This is a genomic window from Nocardia macrotermitis, from assembly GCF_009604405.1.
In the GTDB taxonomy this organism is placed as follows: Bacteria; Actinomycetota; Actinomycetes; order Mycobacteriales; family Mycobacteriaceae; genus Nocardia; species Nocardia macrotermitis.
This window is the reverse complement of record NZ_WEGK01000003.1, coordinates 172,000-189,041: the sequence shown is the minus strand read 5'-3', so window position 1 is coordinate 189,041 and position 17,042 is coordinate 172,000. Positions and strand designations below refer to the sequence as shown.

Genomic DNA, 17,042 nt, shown 5'->3' with positions numbered 1-17,042 from the left:
TCAGGAGAAATCGGCGGCCGTGATCCCGTCGGGCCGGTCGGGCGGCCATTCCACCAACTCGATCCGGTAGCCGTCCGGGTCGGTGAGCCACGACGTCTTCGGACCGTGCGGGCCGCCCGGATACTGGACAGGGCCCGGTTCCAGACCGGCGTCGGTCAGTCGTTCCAGGGTGTCGGCGAGGGTGTCCGCTTGGATCGCAAGGTGATCGAAACCGGTTCCCACATAGACACTTTCGCTGCCCGGCCGGTGGACCAGCTCCAGCGAGACCGCGGGCTCGCCGGGGAACGAGAGGATCACGAGTCGACTCCCGTCGCCGGGCTCGACCCGCCCCAGTTCGACGTAGCCCAACGCGGCGTAGAAGGGCAGCGAACGGTCCAGATCGGTGACACGGTAGGAAACGAACAGCGTTTTCACACAACCTCCTCGGCTCGACGCACCCGGTAACGCAGATGCGTGACGTCCCGGTCCTCGAGCCGCCGGACCAGATCAAGTTCGATGTGCTCACCACCGAGGTGCTCGAACAGCCGCCGACCGTCCCCGAGCAGCACCGGGACCAGGTGGATCTCCATCTCATCGATATGACCCGCACGCAGGAGCGCCTGAGCCGCACCCGCTCCGTGCACCATCACAGCACGGTCCCCGGCCGCCGCGCGCGCCTGCCGGACGCACTCCTCGACATCGGTGACGAATCGCGCGTGACCGGGCGGTACATCGCCGTCGTCCGCGTGATGGGTGAGGACGAGAATCGGCACGCCGTCGTGGTGATCGCCCTGCCAGCGCCCGGCGAGTTCGAAGGTCCGGCGGCCGGAGATCAACGCGCCGGTCGCCAGGGCCTCGCGGTAGACCTGCCCGCTGGGTCCGTCGGATTCCCGGTCGTCGAGCCAGTTGAACAGTCGTCCACCGGCGCGCCCGAGCTCCTGACCCGGCCGATCGTCCGGGCCCGCGATGTAGCCGTCGAGCGACATCGACATATAGAGCCGAATCGGATTCCTCATTCCGGCCTCCGTCTGTTCTGCATGATGCGCGGATGCTCCACTTCTCGCCCCACCCGTGCGGGGCGTCGAAATGGCAGACTCCGGTGCGCGGGCGAATTCATCGGCCCGGCGGGATGTAATTCCGAGCACATCGAAAGTCGTTGCCTCGCAAGATGAATCGCCCGGCATCGGGTGTCCGTAGGATGACGGGATGGACGTCTACGACGCGGTGCGGACCAGACAGTCGATTCGGGCCTTCACCGCGGAGCCCGTGGCCCGGGAGGTCCTGGAACGGGTCCTCGGCGCGGCCACTCGCGCACCATCCGGCGGCAATCTGCAACCCTGGCACATCTATGTGCTCACCGGTGGTCCGCTGGCGGAGTTGAAGAAACGCGTCGGCGAGCGGATCGCGTCGGGCGATCACGGCGACGAACCCGAATTCGCCTGGTACCCACCCGATCTGGCCACCCCGTATCGAGAACGCCTGCACGACATGGGCGCACGCCGTTACGAAGCGGTCGGCATCGCCCGCGACGACACCGCCGGCCGAGCCCGCGTCCGAGCCGAGAATTGGAACTGCTTCGGTGCCTCCACCGCCCTGTTCTGCTACCTGGACCGCGACATGCCCGCCCCGCAATGGGCCGACGCGGGCATGTACCTGCAAACGGTCATGCTCCTGTTCCGCCAGGAGGGCCTACACACCTGCGCGCAGATCTCGTGGTCCGAATACCACCGCACAGTAGCCGAGACGATCGCGCCCCCACCGCGACGAATCCTGTTCTGCGGCATGGCTATAGGCCACCCTCACCCCGACATCCCCCACCCCTACGCCTATAGAGCCCCGCTGTCGGAAACCGTCACATTCCTCGACTGATCCTGCCGCAGCAACCACATCTCGGTCGAGAACACCCTCACGGGCGTAGGTGTGGGTGATATGCCTTATGTCCCTGCGGATTTCCGTCGGGGGACCACTGCGACATGCGGATACGGCATACCAACCCCACAGCTGATACGCGCTCGAAAGATGGTGCGGGAATTGGCTATATTTGCCTGTGGAGACCGTCGGACACCGAAACCGGTTGCGACGGCCCAGGTTTTGGATGAGCAGCACGGGGGAACAAGATGGCGACCGAAACCAATCCCCTGGTGGCGCAGAGGCAGGATTCGACGCAGTGGTACACCGGCATCGCGATCGCCGAAGACGTTGCCGGACTACATCAGTCGATTTCGTCGGGATCCTGGATCGAGGCCGGGCTCACCGTCGCGAGTACCGCGATGGACACCGCGCAACTGGTGATCGACCCCATCGGCACCCTGGCCTCCTACGGGGTCAGCTTCCTGATCGAACACGTCGAACCCCTCCGCAAAGCACTGAACTGGGTCGCCGGAGACCCCGACGCCATCACCGCCTACGCCACCACCTGGACCAACGTCTCCAACGCACTCACCCAAGCCGCCGAACAACACAAATCCGCGGTCGAGAAAGACATCACCGACTGGACCGGCGCCACCGCCGAGGCATACAAAACCCACGCCGCGACCACCACCGGCCTGATCACCACCGCCGCCAACGCCGCCTCCACCGCCGCCTCCGCAGTCGAGTTGGCCGGAGCGATCGTCTCGTTCGTCCGCCAAACCGTCCGCGACCTCATCGCCCAAGCCATCGGCCACCTCGCGGCCTGGGCCGCGGAAGAAGTATTCACCCTGGGGGCGGCCACACCCCTGGTCGCCGCCCAAGCCACCACCTACGTCGCCAAAACGGTGACCACGATCTCGGAGTTGTTCGCGAAACTCGCCGCGAGTTTCAAGAAGCTGACCCCGCTGTTGAAGAAGCTGAAAACGATCTGGCAGGACCTGAAAAAGGCCCTCAAAGAACGCGGCCACACCACCACCCACGACACCCACACCTCCACCAAACCGGCCTCCACCAGCCACGACACCCACACTTCGTCGCATGACACCGACACGCACACGTCCTCCCATGACACCGACACCTCCACGTCGTCCCACGACACCGACACCTCTACTTCCTCGCACGACACCGACACCGACACCAGCAATCACGACACCAGTAGCAACAACGCCCACGACCGCGCCACCAAGGACCAGGGCGTCAACGACGAAGCCACCAAACCCACCTCGGAGAACAACCGCACCGACGACCAAACCACCAGCTGCAAAGACCCCGTCGACGCCGCAACCGGCGAATTCCTACTCCCGGAAACCGACCTCGAACTCCCCGGCATCCTCCCGCTGATCCTGAAACGACGACACCGCTCCAACTACCGCTACGGCCGCTGGTTCGGACCATCTTGGTCCGCCACCCTCGACATGCGCATCGTCGCCGAAACCAACGCCGTCACCCTCATCGGCGAAGACGGCATCCTGCTGCCCTACCCGCACTCCGAACCCGGAATCCCGGTCACCCCCACCAAACCCGGCCTCGACTGGACCCTGACCCGCACCGACACCGGCGGCTACCGAATCCACAACCCCACCGACGAAATCACCTGGCACTTCGAACCCGAACCCGTATTGGCCGGCCTGGACATCCAACTCGGCAACTACGCCATCAGCGGCATCAGCGACCGCCACCACAACTGGATCCAATTCCACTACACCCCCGACGGCACCCCCACCCACATCACCCACTCCGGCGGCTACCACATCCGCATCGACACCACCGAAGGCCGCATCACCGCCCTCTCGGTCCTCGGCCACCCACCAACCACCCCACCCAACACCGACACCGACACCGACACCGACACCGACACCGACCAGCACACCAACACCGATACCGACCGCAGTACCGACGCCAACGCCGACGGCAACGGCAACGGCAACGGCAACGGCAACGGCAACGGCAACGGCAACGAGCATTCCAATACCGATGCTGACAGCGATAGCAACGCCGATAGCAATGCCAATGCCGATCGCAATGCCAATGCCGATCGCGACAGCGCTGCCGGTGCCGATCGCGATGGCGATCACGGTGGCGACGGCGACGGCGAGGACGACGACGGGCATTCCAGTACCGATGCGGATAGCAATGGCAATAGCGGTGCCGATGGCGACAGCGATAGCAGCGGCGATAGCGATGCCCATGCCAATGGCGACGGCGATGCCCGTGGCCGTGGCCGTGGCCGTGGCCGTGCTGGTGCTGGTGACGATAGCGATGCCGATGGCGGTGGCCGTGCCGATGGCGACGGCGACGGCGACGGCGATGGCGATGGCGATGGCGATGGCGATGGCGATGAGATCGTCACGAGGGTTCGTGAATTCGGTTACCAGGCAGGGGATCTGACCACCGTCACCAACGGCGTCGGCGCAACCTACACCTACACCTACGACACCGAACACCGGATGACGTCCTGGACCGACTCCAACAACACCTCCATCACCAACACCTACGACCACGCCGGACGCGTCATCCGCCAGCACGGGACCAACGGCATCCTGAACGCCGAATTCGACTACTTCACCCACCCCGACGGATCCGGCTACCGCACCACGGTCACCGATTCATTCAGCGCCGCAACAATTTACGAGTTCGACCCCGACCTCCGACTAACCGGCCTGGTCGACCCCCTCGGCGGCCGCACCACCACCTCGTACCGCCCGGACCGCCAACCGGCACGCACCACCGACCCCCACGGCAACACCACCACCTACGACTACACTCCCGAGGGCGATCTCGCGAAAATAACTCGGCCGGACGGAAATTCGATCGTGATCGAATACGCCGCCCACAATCGGCCGATCACTGTGATCGATGCCGACGGCTCGGTGCTGCGTCGCGAGTGGGATGCGCACGGCAACCCGACGGCCGACATCGACGCCGCCGGAGTCCGCACCGAATATCGGCACACACCATCCGGAGCACTGCGAGAGATCATCGAATCCACCGGTGCGGTAACCACTTTCGATACCGACGGCGCTGGACTCCCGGTGGCCAAAACCGATTCCACAGGCGCGCGAACCCACGTGGAGCGCGACCATCTGGGCCGCATCGCAGTCGCCACCGACCCACTCGGCGAGCAGACCGCCTACCACTGGTCCACCGAGGGAAAGCTCCTCGCGCGCACCGGAACCGACGGTATCGGCGAGACCTGGACCTGGGACGGCGAGGGCAACCTACTCACCTTCGTCGATCGCGCGGGCGGCCTGACCCGCTTCGAACACGGTCCGTTCGATCTCCCGCTCTCGCAGACCGATCCCGATCACGTGACCACCCGGTATGCCTGGGATACCGAACGACGGCTCACCGCGGTCACCAACCCGCTCGGCCAGACCTGGCAGTTCGGCTACGACAACGCGGGAAACCTCGCGACCCAAACCGATTACAGCGGTACGACTACGACATTCGTCAACGACGTCACCGGACGGGTCAATGTCGCCAGAAGCGCGACGGGCGCCGTGCACCACCACCGGTACGACAGCCTCGGACAACTCACCGAAACCCGTGCTCACACAGGAGAATTCCTCCACTTCGCCTACGATCCCGCCGGCCGCCTGCTGACCGCGACCTCGGGTGTCGGCAGGGACCGTACGCACACCATCGAATTCGCCTACGACGCCGCCGGTCGGTGCCTCACCCAGCGGGTCGACGACCGTCCGCCGTTGCAATTCGCCTACGACGCGCACGGACGGCGCAACGCGCGGCGCAGCCCCACCGGCGCGATCACCAGTTGGGATTACGATCCGACCGACCTGGTCACCGCCTTGACCATCGAGGGTCGGCGGATCGGCTTCGATCACGATGTTCGCGGTCGCCGAATCGGTTGGCGGATGGACGATCTCGTCTTCGAACAGGGACACTCGCCCGGCGGCAACGTCAGGTTCCGGCAACTCTCCGCTCGCACGCCCGGCGGCGCACAACTCGTCCGGCGCGACGATTACACTTGGCGGCCAGACGGTTACGTCACCGCACAGACCATCACGCGACCGGGTGCGGCTCCGCAGCGTCGGGACTTCACCCTCGATCTCGCGGGCCGGATCACGGCGGTGTCCACGGGTGGCCGCAGGAGCGAGTACTACCGTTACGACGCGCTGGCCAATGTCACCGGCACCGTACCGCCCTCGGCCCCCACGATGACGCTCCCGAGCGACCGGGCGCCCGACTCCAGTACCCCTGTCACAGAACCTGATTCGCTACCCGAAGGCCAGCGGGAATACCGCGACAACCTGCTCGTCCGGAACGGCCGCACCCGCTACCACTACGACGCCGCGGGTCGTCTGACCCGCAAGGTCACCACCCGGCTGTCGCGCAAACCCGACGTGTGGAATTTCCACTACAACGCGTTCGATCAGCTGACCGCGGTGAACACACCCGAAAACCATTGGTGGACATACACATACGACGCTTTCGGCCGCCGCACCACCAAACAGCGGGTCCGCGACGACGGCTATGTCCTCGAACGCCTCGACTACGTCTGGGACGACACCCACCTGATCGAACAGACCGGCAACCATTCGACCACCCGCTGGACCTACGAACCCGGCACCTTCACTCCCCTGACCCAGACCACCGACCGAGCCGCCACCGACCGCGAATTCTTCGCCATAGTCACCGACCTCGTCGGCTCCCCCACCGACCTCGTCGACCCCACCACCGGCACTGTTGTAGCATCCGCCAGCAGCGACATCTGGGGCCGAACCACCTGGCGCGGCCCCCGCACCACCCCCCTGCGCTTCCCCGGCCAACTCCACGACCCCGAAACCGGCCTCCACTACAACTACCAACGCGTCTACGACCCCACCACCGGCCGATTCCTCACCCAGGACCCCCTCGGCCTGGCCCCCTCCCCCAACCCCACCACCTACCCCCACAACCCGCTCGTCATCAGCGACCCCCTGGGCCTGATGCCCGCCGACTGCTCGGAGAACTTCAACAATGAAAAGGCGGACTCCTCCAAGCTCGGCAAAAACCTCGAAGCGGCCGGCAAGCACAAGACAGGGACTGATCAGGCACACCACATCGTCCCCGGAGAATCGATGCGTGAAGGCGCACCGGCCGCCAGAAAAGTACTGAAAAAATGGGGGATCAGCATCAACGACGCCGAGAATGGCGTGTGGCTACCCAATAGTAAAACAACCAGAGCCATAGGAGATATACGCAGAGCGCACCACGGCGATGGTATACACACCAAGGCTAATTTCACAGCGATAGCCACGCAGTTAGAGCGAGCGACAAGCAGGCAGGGAGCAATAGAGACGCTTCGAGATGCCGCAGCCAGCTTCAACGCGGGAAAGCTTTTCAATTAGTAACAATGCCACAGGAGTAGACATGGACTTCTATCAAGCAACTCCAGAGTCGACACACCCCTATTCAGGTTTCATGGAACTGGACGACTCGGAACGCATACGTGACATGGGTCCGGATTCACCTTCCAGATGGACACCGCCAGAAATAGAAATAAGCACACTGGACGAATGGAGGAGACCGCTGCGTCCAGCCAAAGTACTTCGGCCTTCCCTGTCATGCCTTGCCATCTACCCCAAAGACAGAGAAGAGGTGGAGGAATACCTCCTTCCGTGGGGTGAGTTCCTACCAGCAGTCTCACAGGGCGAACCGCTGTTACTGTTTCACGCAACACATCATGCCGATGTCGCTGTCGAACCTCGAGAAGAGGATGAAATATTCAGAAGACTCCGACGTTCAGAACCGATCATTTTCCATCGCGATGCCGAGGAACTCGGGATATTCTCATTGACATCGAGCGCCATGGGATTGTTTTTCTCACAATGGTTCGTCGACCGGGCGGCCGAGAACCAGTTATTCGACAGCATCGAATTTCGCAAGGCCGCAATCGCGCAGTAATCGAACAGACCGAAGGCCACCCGAGAGACTAGGAATCCAATGCCAGCTCCATCCCTGGTGCAGTCGATTTTCGCCTACCGACCGGTGCGCGACGCGAACTCCGCACACCACCGGTGGGCCAAGCTACACGCCTACGACGACGGCCAGGCAATCGCGAACTGGGGATTCGACCCATGCGCCGATACCTGGACCCCCATCACCATCGACCCCATCGAAACCGCCGAAAACGGCAGACAACTGCTGCCGTCCAAAATGCCCTACCTGGACCTGGGCACCCTGCTGTTCGACGGAGACGAAGCCATCACCACCGCCACCCCGATCCTGCAACCCTACGGAGAATTCCTCCCTGCCCGAACCGAGTCCGGCAGAACCGATCTCGCCGTCTTCCACCCCTTCGGACTGATCAGCTGGGGCGACCCCGACTACGAGAAGCTCAACGAGTTCAGCGAAGGACAAATGCTGTACCTGAGCCCCCACCACCCTCGGGAAATCCGCACCCTCGGCACCTTCCGCCACCCCATGGACCCACACGGCGCAATCTACCTCAGCGACGAACTCGTCACCGAACTCGGCTACGCGGGCCTACTGGACGGCACCACATTCCGCATCTGCCCACCATTCGTCGACGAAAGCGAATAACCGAACCGGCCACCGGCGCTGCCCGCAGCTACGACCGGAATTGCCAAACCCCGCGCACGCCAACGCCCCACGCCTGGAATCTCGCTGATCGCAACCCTTCTGGGCACCCCTTCCTCCCCCTACCCTGACTCGTCGAGTCGACGCTGGAGTAGAAGAGGATCGCCCATGTCGTTACTGGAATCCGCGTCGGTGCGTGCAGACGGGGTGCGGGAGGAGCCGGGGCTGTCGGTTACCGATACGCGGGCTGCTATCGCGGCCAGCCTGATCGGGACGACGGTCGAGTGGTACGACTTCTTTCTGTACTCGACTGCGGCGGGAATCGTGTTCGGGAAGTTGTTCTTTCCGCATACGAGCAGTTTCGTCGGGACGATGTTGTCGTTCGCGACGTTCGCGGTGGGGTTCGTGATGCGGCCCGTCGGCGGGCTGGTGTTCGGGCATATCGGGGATCGGATCGGGCGCAAGCGGACGTTGGCGTTGACGATGGCGCTGATGGGGGTGTCGACGGCGTTGATGGGGGTGCTGCCGACCGCGAGCGCGATCGGGATCGCCGCGCCGATCCTGTTGCTGCTCCTGCGAATTCTGCAAGGGTTCGCGCTCGGCGGGGAATGGGCCGGGGCGGTGCTGCTGGCGGTGGAATACAGTCCGCGGCGCAAGGTGGGGATCTTCGGCAGTTATCCGCAGGTCGGTCTCGCGCTCGGATTGGCTTTGGGCACAGGCGTTTTCGCGCTGCTGCGGTCGACATTGAGTGAGGCCGCGTTCCTGGGATACGGGTGGCGGATCGCGTTCGGCGCGAGTGTGGTGCTGGTCGCGATCGGGCTGATCGTGCGGTTGCGGATCGACGAGACGCCCGCGTTCCGGGAGATCGACCGGCTCAACCGGATCTCCAAGGTGCCCGTGGTCGAACTGTTCCGCAACGCGCGCAACCGCCGCAATACGTTCCTGGGCCTGCTCTCGCGCTGGGGTGAGGGCGCGGCGTTCAACACCTGGGGTGTGTTCGCGATCAGCTTCGCCACCGGGCATCTGGGCTTGCGGCAGGTCCCCGTGCTGGTCTCGGTCACCATCGCGGCCGTGGTGATGGCCGCGCTGATCCCGCTGTCGGGCCTGCTCAGCGACCGGTTCGGGCCGCGCCGGGTCTACATGGTGGGGATCGCGGCGTTCGGGCTGCTGGTGTATCCGGTGTTCGCGCTGTTCGAGGCGAAGAACATCGTGCTGTTCGCGGTGGGGATCGTCGCGGTGTTCGGCATCGTGCACGCACTGTTCTACGGCGCGCAGGGCACGCTCTACGCCGGGCTGTATCCGCCGCAGGTGCGATACACCGGACTGTCGTTCGTCTACCAGTTCTCCGGGATCTACGCCTCGGGCGTCACACCCATGATCGTCACCGCACTTATCGCGGCGACGCCCGGTTCACCGTGGCTGGCCTGCGGATATCTCGCCGCAACCGCTGTTGTGAGCGTCGTGGCGACCTGGTTCATCGACGAGGACGACCGACTCACCGCCTGAGGAGCTACTCGGCTCACCCCAGGGTGAACAGCTTGGCGATCCCCTTGACAACCGTGTCGTTGCGATCCACCAGCGCGGCCCGCACCTGCACCTGCCGCCCACCCGACAACGGCGTCCCCTGCAACACGACCACCGTCGTGTGCTGAGCACCATCACAGGTGACATCGGTCTGCCGACCGGTCGCGGCCGGCCGATCGGCCTGCGGATCCCCGGCCATCACCCCGATCGCCGCCACCCCCGCCGACGCATCACAGCTGTACACCACCTTGACATTGCTCGGCCCCACACCCGTCACATCGATCCCGTCGGCCGCAAACGCCGTCCCCGCCCCCACCATCACAGCCGCCCCCACAACCCCCGCGACGATCACCAGCCGAGCCCCACCCCGAAACTTCCCGACACTCACCATGATTCGCCATCCCTCCTGCGCAGCGGACAAGATCACACAACACACTCAGAACGCACGGCACGAACACCGCCCCCACCATGGTCCCCCAGATCCCCACCCACCACCAGCCCGTCATCACCTACTCTCCGTCATCAACTCCCCCGAGAAATAACGAAACCCCGGCGATTTGCCTGACCATCGAAATGGCCGGTAGGGATCGCTCCGGGGTTTTCTGTACCCTGCCGCTCAGAACAATTTGATCGGGTTCACGATGTCCGCGACCAGCACCAGGATCATGTATGCCCCGCCGATCACCACGACGACGTAGGTGGCGGGTAGCAGCTTCATGTAGTCGACGGGGCCGCCTGCTTCCAGACCCCGTCGGCTGCGGAGCATGTTGCGGACCTTCTCGTAGAGCACCACCGCGATGTGCCCGCCGTCCAGCGGCAGCAGGGGCAGGATGTTGAACGCTCCGAGGAAGAAATTCAGGCTGGCCAGCACCAGGATGAACACGTTCCAGAGGCCGCGCTCGGCGGTCTCACCGCCGATCTTGCTGGCGCCGTACACGCTGACCGGGGTGTCGGCGTCGCGCACGCCGCCGGTCACCGCATGCCACAGGTTCACGACCTTGGTCGGCATCTGCGCGAGCGATTCGAAGGTCTTGCCGAACATTTCGCCGGTGAAACCGATCGAGCCCGGGATCGCGGTGAGGACGTTGTAGTGCGTGGTGTCGTAATAGTCCTGGAGGACACCGATTTTGGAGGCCGTCACCGCGGTCGTGGCGGGCTTGTTCGTCTTCGGATCGACCGGGTAGGTCTGCACCCGCACCGGATCGACCGTGACGTGCAGTGTCTTGCCGTCCCGCTCGATCGTGTAGTCGATCGGACCGGTGAGATCCTTGGTCGCGTTCGCGATCTCCTTGATGTTCGACACCGCGGTACCGCCCACGGCCACGATCTTGTCGCCGCGACGCATACCCGCCAGCTGGGCCGGGCCCTCGCCGGTGCAACTCTGATGGGTGCCGTCGGGCTTGTCCGCGCCCACGCACGCGACCGCGATCTGATTGGCCGGCGGCGAATCCAGCCGCGGCAACCCCCAGCCGACGGCCAGGATCACGATCAGGATGAATCCCAGCACGAAGTTCATCGCGATGCCGCCGCACATCACGACCAGGCGTTTCCAGGTCTTCTGCCGGTACATCGCCCGATCCAGATCCTCCGGATCGATCTCGTCCAGCGCGGTCATGCCGGCGATATCGCAGAAACCACCCAGCGGCAGCGCCTTGAGCCCGTACTCGGTCTCACCACGCCGGAAGGAGAACACCTTCGGGCCGAATCCGATGAAATAGCGGCGCACCTTCATACCCGTGGCCTGCGCGGCCCACATATGCCCGCATTCGTGCAGCGCCACCGACGCCGTGATTCCGAGGGCGAACAGCACGAACCCGATCACGAACCCCATGCGGTGTCGAACCCTCCTGTGTCAATTACCCACGTACATCTGCGCACGCGACCTCGCCCACGCGTCCGCCGCGAGCACCTCGTCCAAGGTACTGGGTTCCGCGCGCCACTGGTCGGCCGACTCGACCACAGCCGCGACCGTGCGCACGATCCCGGGGAAGCCGATCCGCCCGTCGAGGAACGCCTGCACCGCGATCTCGTTCGCCGCGTTGTAGGTCGCGGTCACGGTTCCACCCTGCTGACCTGCGTGACGGGCGAGTTCGACGGCCGGGAACACCGCGTTGTCGACCGGTTCGAACTCCCACCTGTGCGATTGCGTGAAATCGAGCGGCGCCAGGGTGCCGGGCACCCGATCGGGCCAGCCCAGGGCCAACGCGATCGGCAGTTTCATATCCGGCGGACTGGCCTGGGCGATCGTCGAACCGTCGGCGAAGGTGACCATGGAATGCACGATCGACTGCGGATGCACGGTGACGTCGATGCGGTCGTACGGAATGCCGAACAACATGTGCGCCTCGATCAACTCGAGCCCCTTGTTGACCAGACTGGCCGAGTTCAACGTATTCATCAGGCCCATCGACCAGGTCGGATGCGCCTTCGCCTCGTCCGGATTCACCGATTCGAGCATCTCGGCGGTCCAGCCGCGGAACGGGCCGCCCGACGCGGTGAGCACGAACCGATCCACCTCGTCCGCGCGACCGCCTCGCAGGCACTGCGCCATCGCCGAATGCTCGGAATCCACCGGGACGATCTGCCCCGGCTTGGCCGCCCGCGTCACCAACGACCCACCCGCGACCAGCGATTCCTTGTTCGCCAATGCCAGGCGACGGCCCGATTCCAGGGTGGCCAGGGTCGGTTCGAGTCCGAGCGAACCGACCAGGGCGTTGAGTACGACATCGGCCTCGGTGCGACGCACGAGCTCGGTGACCGCGTCCGGACCGGCAAGGGACACACCGAGTTTCGCGGCCGCGGCCGGATCGGCGACGGCGACCTCGGTGGTGCCGGTGTCGCGGATCTGCTGCGCGAGTAGCTCGGTGTTACCGCCGCGCGCGGCCAGGCCCACCACCTGGAACCGGTCCGGGTTCTCGGCGATCACCTCGAGCGCTTGCGTACCAATGGAACCGGTGCTGCCCAGGAGCAGGACTCTCACGATGTCGGACACCACTTCATTGTTCCGCACCAGCGCCGCCGACACCTGCTCACCCCACTGGCTACGACGGGCAGTCGTATGTCACGATGATGACCGACAGTTCTACCTGTAACCGATGGGAGCGAGCAGTGGCCGGCACGGATATGGAGCACGCCGAGACAAGCGGCGTCGTCACCAAGGTCGACCCCGCCGAGGTTCCCTCCGCCGCGTTCGGCTGGAGCGGTGAATCCCGGACGACCTTCAAGGTCGCGGGCGTCGTGGTCATCGTCATCCTGCTCGCCATGCTGTTCGAGAACCAGCAGCACGCCGACACCGGCTGGATCGGCTACATCTACCTGATCGGTTTCGCCGCCGTCATCGCCGCCATCCTGATCCGCGACGCGGTCACCAAGAACAAGCCCAAGTAAGAACTGGGTATTCAGCCGCCCGGAGCCCTGCGGGGCACGACGACAACTCGTCACCGGGCGGCTTTTCGTTGCATCAGCCGGTCTTCGGCGTCATCTGGACGACCCGTTGAAGCTGTTGCGCCACACGAGAACTCGCTTCACCAGCGGGCCGCTATCTGCCCCGCCGACCGCGATTGTCCCGCTGACCGGTCCTGCCGGCGGCCGAGCGCGTGCTCTTCCCTTTCGCGCCACCGGATTTCGAGGCACCCGATCCGGTCTTGGCGCCTGCGGAGCTGCCACCGGAACGTGCTCGTCCGGACTGGGCGCCCTTGCCGTCGGAGGTGCGCGCCTTCTCCGCCGCAGGTTTGGTCTTGTCGCCCGATGACGTGTCCTGCTGGCCGCGGGTACTGCGGGCGGTGCGGCCGCGGACGACGCCGATGAAATCCTCGATCGCCGGTTTCTCCAGGTCGACGGGCCAGGCCAGGGCGATCTCGGTCGGGGGGAGATCGGTGACCGTGCGGTAGACGAGATCCTTGCGGTGGTGCAGGCGGGCCAGGGAATGCGGCATGATCGCCGCGCCGCCGACCGCCGCGACGAGTTCCACGGTGCCGGACAGCGCGTCCGGGTCGTCGGCGTCCTGCATGCGCTCGTCGGCGAGATCGATGCTGGCGACCTCCTCGAACAGGGCGATCGGATGCTCCTTCGGCACCACCACGACCGGTAGCTCCTGATACAGCGGAATCGCGTGCAGCCCTTCACGATCGATGGGCAGGCGGACGAAACACATGTCCACCCGCCCCTCCCGCAGCGCGTCCTCCTGCTGCGCCTGGGGGATGCCGACCACGGCGAGCGAATCCTCGGTGAACCGCTCGGCCCAGATCCGGGCCCACTTGGCGACGGTCACGCCCGGCACGTATCCGATCCGCAGCGCATCGGCAGCACACTCGTTCACCCGACCAAGCGTATGGGATGCCCATCCGCGCACATCGACCCAGTCGCGTCCGCGTCGCTCCCACCGCGCTAGAGTCCGCGCCCCGACTCGCCACTCACCACGGTCGCGACCGCAGATTCCATCGCCGCCGAGAACGGCGACTCGTACGCGGCCACCGCCAGCGCGGTCTCCTCGAGGATCAGATCGGCATTGATCTGCGCGCCTGCCATGGCTCCGGCCGCGGCGGCCGCACCGACCTGCGCGAACGGATCGGTGACGTTGCCTGCCAGCCAGACTCCCTCGACCTCGGCCCGGCCGACCGGATCGGACGGGATGTAATCGCCTGCGCCACTGGGATGTTCGGCGGTGTGCAACCCGATTCCGGCGAGGAATCCGGCCCGCGCGGCCAACCGGGACGCGACGGCGACGACGGTTCGCGGGATGAGCGTGCCGTCGGCCAGACGCACACCGGTGATGTGCTCACCATCCACCTCGACCGCGGCCACCTCACCCTCGACCACGCGGATACCGCGCGCGGCGAGTTGCACCGCCTGTTCGGTGGACAACGCGGGCGCGGTATGCCGGAAGTAGACGACGTCGTCGCTGAGCTGCCGGAACATCTGCGCCTGATGGACCGACATCGGCCCGGTGCCGAGCACCCCGATGGGCCGCTCGCGCACCTCCCAACCGTGGCAGTACGGGCAGTGCACCACGTCGCGGCCCCACTGCTCCCCCAGACCGGGAACAGCGGGCAGTTCGTCGACCACACCGGTCGTGATCAACAGCCGCCGCGCCCGCACCGACCTGCCGTCACCGAGACGCACATCGAATCCGGCTGTGTCCCTGCTAATTTCGATGACCTCACCGGTCACCACCGTCCCACCGTATCCGGCGACCTCGGCACGCCCCTGGGCCAGCAGCTCACCGGGCGGGGTGCCCTCGCGAGCCAACAACCCGTGCACCCCGTCGGCGGGCGCGTTGCGCGGGGCACCCGAATCGATCACCGCCACCGACCGCCGCGACCGTCCCAGCATCAACGCGCCGTTCAGCCCGGCCGCACCGCCACCCACGACGACCACGTCGTATCCGTCCTGCAATTGCTCGGTCACCATGACCACCTCCTCGCCCCCACACTCCGGATCCCGCCCGATTCCGGCAAGCAAATTTGCTGAATCCGCAAAATTTGGCAGACGTGCCGCCTGCGCGGCGTCCCACACGCATACCGGATCGCGGTTCGCCACCGTGGCACCCGATTCGGTGACCGGCATCGAACGAGACCATCGTGAGGCGATCCGGTTCGCAAAGAGAAACGCATTCGGCGGCGGAGAAGGTGTCCGAGCAGATCACGCTCACCCCGGAACAGGTTGAGCCCCTGGGTAATCCGCAGCACAACCTGCGCCCGACCGAACAGCGCGTGCACTTCGCGGCGTGTGCGATGCGGCCGCTCCGTTGATCACGGGCACCGGTGTCCACAAATCCCAGCCGTGCAGGCCGCCGCCACCGAATCCGGCAATGGCCTCGCCGAGGGTGTCCAGAGTGAGCGAGCCATGTCCGCGCCGACCCATGCCGTGCTGACGAGACGGTGTCGCATGCGGAACGGGACGGCGTTGCCCGGAAACCGGCACCGCGCTGCGTGGGAGACTCGTGCGCATACCGATTCCAACTCACCGGAGGTGGCAGCATCGATGAAGAGCTCCCGGATCGTCCTGGTCTCGCGCCCGGTCGGGATGCCCGAACCCGAGAACTTCCGGATCGAAACCGTCGAACTGCCCGAACCCGACACCGGCCAGGCGCTACTCGAAACGCTCTATCTCTCACTCGACCCCTACATGCGCGGACGGATGAGCGACGCGCCGTCCTACGCGCCGCCGGTACAGCTCGGACAGCCCATGGTCGGCGCGACGGTCTCCCGTGTCCTCGAATCCCATGATACCGCAGTGCAATCCGGCGACATCGTGCTGAGTTACGGTGGCTGGCAGACACATTCGGTGGAGCCGGTGCGTTATCTGCGCCGTCTCGATCCGGCCGCCGCACCGGTCAGCACCGCACTCGGCGTGCTCGGAATGCCTGGATTCACAGCGTATTCCGGCCTGCTCACCATCGGCCGTCCGCAGCCCGGTGAGACCGTGGTCGTCGCGGCGGCCACCGGCCCGGTCGGCTCGGCGGTCGGGCAGATCGCGAAGATCAAGGGCGCGAAGGCAATCGGCATCGCGGGCGGCCCTCGAAAGGTCGCCCTGCTGCGCGACCATTTCGGTTTCGACGCCGCATTGGACCACCGCGCACCGGATTTCGCCGACCAGCTCGCCGCCGCCACACCCGACGGTATCGATGTGTATTTCGAGAATGTCGGCGGCGCGGTATTCGACGCCGTATTCCCACGGCTGAATTCCTTCGCGCGAATTCCGGTGTGCGGCTTGATCGCCGACTACAACGCCACCGGCCTGCCCGCGGGTCCGGACCGGCTGGGACTGCTCATGTCGGCGGTGCTGCGCAAGAGCCTGACCGTGCGCGGTTTCATCCAGAGCGAGTTCGCCGGGGAGCAGATGCCCGCCTTCCTCGAGCAGATGTCGCAGTGGATCGCACGGGATCAGGTGCACTACCTCGAGGACGTGGTCGAGGGCTTCGACGGCGCCATCGAGGCGTTCCGCGGCCTGCTGGTCGGCGCCAACCTGGGCAAACTCGTTGTGCACGTAGCGGACTGAGCGGTCGGTACCGTGTGCCGCGCCGGTCGGACCGGCGCGGCACACGCGCGCAGTGACCTACGACAAATGTGAAACATACGGCTTCCCAC

Annotated in this window: 15 protein-coding genes; 8 read left to right on the top strand and 7 right to left on the bottom strand. The window is 65.4% G+C overall.

Annotated elements, in window-relative coordinates:
* Together NRB20_RS08035 and NRB20_RS08030 are read right to left on the bottom strand one after the other, a co-directional pair.
* Window positions 1-414 carry a VOC family protein gene (locus NRB20_RS08035; protein ID WP_319944614.1) on the bottom strand — a complete coding sequence of 138 codons (414 nt, stop codon included), beginning with the start codon at window positions 412-414 and terminating at the stop codon, window positions 1-3.
* Complete coding sequence (locus NRB20_RS08030) at window positions 411-995, bottom strand: dihydrofolate reductase family protein (RefSeq protein ID WP_153409108.1); 585 nt, start codon at window positions 993-995, stop codon at window positions 411-413. The genes NRB20_RS08035 and NRB20_RS08030 overlap by 4 nt, the downstream gene beginning before the upstream one ends.
* 190 nt (window positions 996-1,185) lie before the next feature.
* On the opposite strand from NRB20_RS08030, the gene NRB20_RS08025 reads away from it, so the two are divergent.
* The 5 genes from NRB20_RS08025 (at window position 1,186) to NRB20_RS08005 (ending at window position 9,936) form a co-directional block, all read left to right on the top strand.
* The gene (locus tag NRB20_RS08025) at window positions 1,186-1,848 is read left to right on the top strand and encodes a nitroreductase (protein WP_153409106.1); all 663 of its coding nucleotides are present in this window, start codon (window positions 1,186-1,188) and stop codon (window positions 1,846-1,848) included.
* A 248-nt stretch (window positions 1,849-2,096) separates the two neighbouring features.
* Window positions 2,097-7,238, top strand: coding sequence for a DUF6531 domain-containing protein (locus NRB20_RS08020; protein ID WP_153409104.1), 5,142 nt, complete (start codon window positions 2,097-2,099; stop codon window positions 7,236-7,238).
* 22 nt (window positions 7,239-7,260) lie between these two features.
* Window positions 7,261-7,794: a hypothetical protein gene (locus NRB20_RS08015; RefSeq protein WP_153409102.1), complete on the top strand. Its 534-nt coding sequence runs from the start codon at window positions 7,261-7,263 to the stop codon at window positions 7,792-7,794.
* 39 nt (window positions 7,795-7,833) lie between these two features.
* Window positions 7,834-8,433 (top strand): hypothetical protein, encoded by a 600-nt coding sequence (locus NRB20_RS08010; RefSeq protein ID WP_153409100.1) that lies wholly within the window; start codon window positions 7,834-7,836, stop codon window positions 8,431-8,433.
* A gap of 165 nt (window positions 8,434-8,598) precedes the next feature.
* On the top strand, window positions 8,599-9,936 hold the full coding sequence (locus NRB20_RS08005) for an MFS transporter (protein ID WP_153409098.1): 1,338 nt from the start codon (window positions 8,599-8,601) through the stop codon (window positions 9,934-9,936).
* Window positions 9,937-9,949: 13 nt separating this feature from the next.
* Here the strand turns inward: NRB20_RS08005 and NRB20_RS08000 are convergent, their stop codons facing one another.
* The 3 genes from NRB20_RS08000 to dxr form a co-directional block, all read right to left on the bottom strand.
* Window positions 9,950-10,345, bottom strand: a complete 396-nt coding sequence (locus tag NRB20_RS08000) for a hypothetical protein (RefSeq protein ID WP_153409096.1) — start codon at window positions 10,343-10,345, stop codon at window positions 9,950-9,952.
* A gap of 225 nt (window positions 10,346-10,570) precedes the next feature.
* On the bottom strand, window positions 10,571-11,785 hold the full coding sequence (locus NRB20_RS07995) for a M50 family metallopeptidase (RefSeq protein ID WP_153409094.1): 1,215 nt from the start codon (window positions 11,783-11,785) through the stop codon (window positions 10,571-10,573).
* A gap of 21 nt (window positions 11,786-11,806) precedes the next feature.
* Window positions 11,807-12,946, bottom strand: a complete 1,140-nt coding sequence (gene dxr, locus NRB20_RS07990) for a 1-deoxy-D-xylulose-5-phosphate reductoisomerase (RefSeq protein WP_319944613.1) — start codon at window positions 12,944-12,946, stop codon at window positions 11,807-11,809.
* 116 nt (window positions 12,947-13,062) lie between these two features.
* On the opposite strand from dxr, the gene NRB20_RS07985 reads away from it, so the two are divergent.
* The gene (locus NRB20_RS07985; protein WP_319944612.1) at window positions 13,063-13,341 is read left to right on the top strand and encodes a DUF2631 domain-containing protein; all 279 of its coding nucleotides are present in this window, start codon (window positions 13,063-13,065) and stop codon (window positions 13,339-13,341) included.
* Between the two features lie 151 nt (window positions 13,342-13,492).
* Here NRB20_RS07985 and NRB20_RS07980 read toward each other — a convergent pair whose 3' ends face one another.
* Together NRB20_RS07980 and NRB20_RS07975 are read right to left on the bottom strand one after the other, a co-directional pair.
* Window positions 13,493-14,272: a LysR family substrate-binding domain-containing protein gene (locus NRB20_RS07980; protein ID WP_319944611.1), complete on the bottom strand. Its 780-nt coding sequence runs from the start codon at window positions 14,270-14,272 to the stop codon at window positions 13,493-13,495.
* A gap of 68 nt (window positions 14,273-14,340) precedes the next feature.
* On the bottom strand, window positions 14,341-15,363 hold the full coding sequence (locus NRB20_RS07975) for an NAD(P)/FAD-dependent oxidoreductase (RefSeq protein WP_153409090.1): 1,023 nt from the start codon (window positions 15,361-15,363) through the stop codon (window positions 14,341-14,343).
* A gap of 218 nt (window positions 15,364-15,581) precedes the next feature.
* On the opposite strand from NRB20_RS07975, the gene NRB20_RS38845 reads away from it, so the two are divergent.
* Both NRB20_RS38845 and NRB20_RS07970 read left to right on the top strand, forming a co-directional pair.
* On the top strand, window positions 15,582-15,704 hold the full coding sequence (locus tag NRB20_RS38845; RefSeq protein WP_264766333.1) for a hypothetical protein: 123 nt from the start codon (window positions 15,582-15,584) through the stop codon (window positions 15,702-15,704).
* Window positions 15,705-15,936: 232 nt separating this feature from the next.
* Window positions 15,937-16,953, top strand: a complete 1,017-nt coding sequence (locus tag NRB20_RS07970) for an NADP-dependent oxidoreductase (protein ID WP_153409088.1) — start codon at window positions 15,937-15,939, stop codon at window positions 16,951-16,953.
* Window positions 16,954-17,042: the final 89 nt, after the last annotated feature.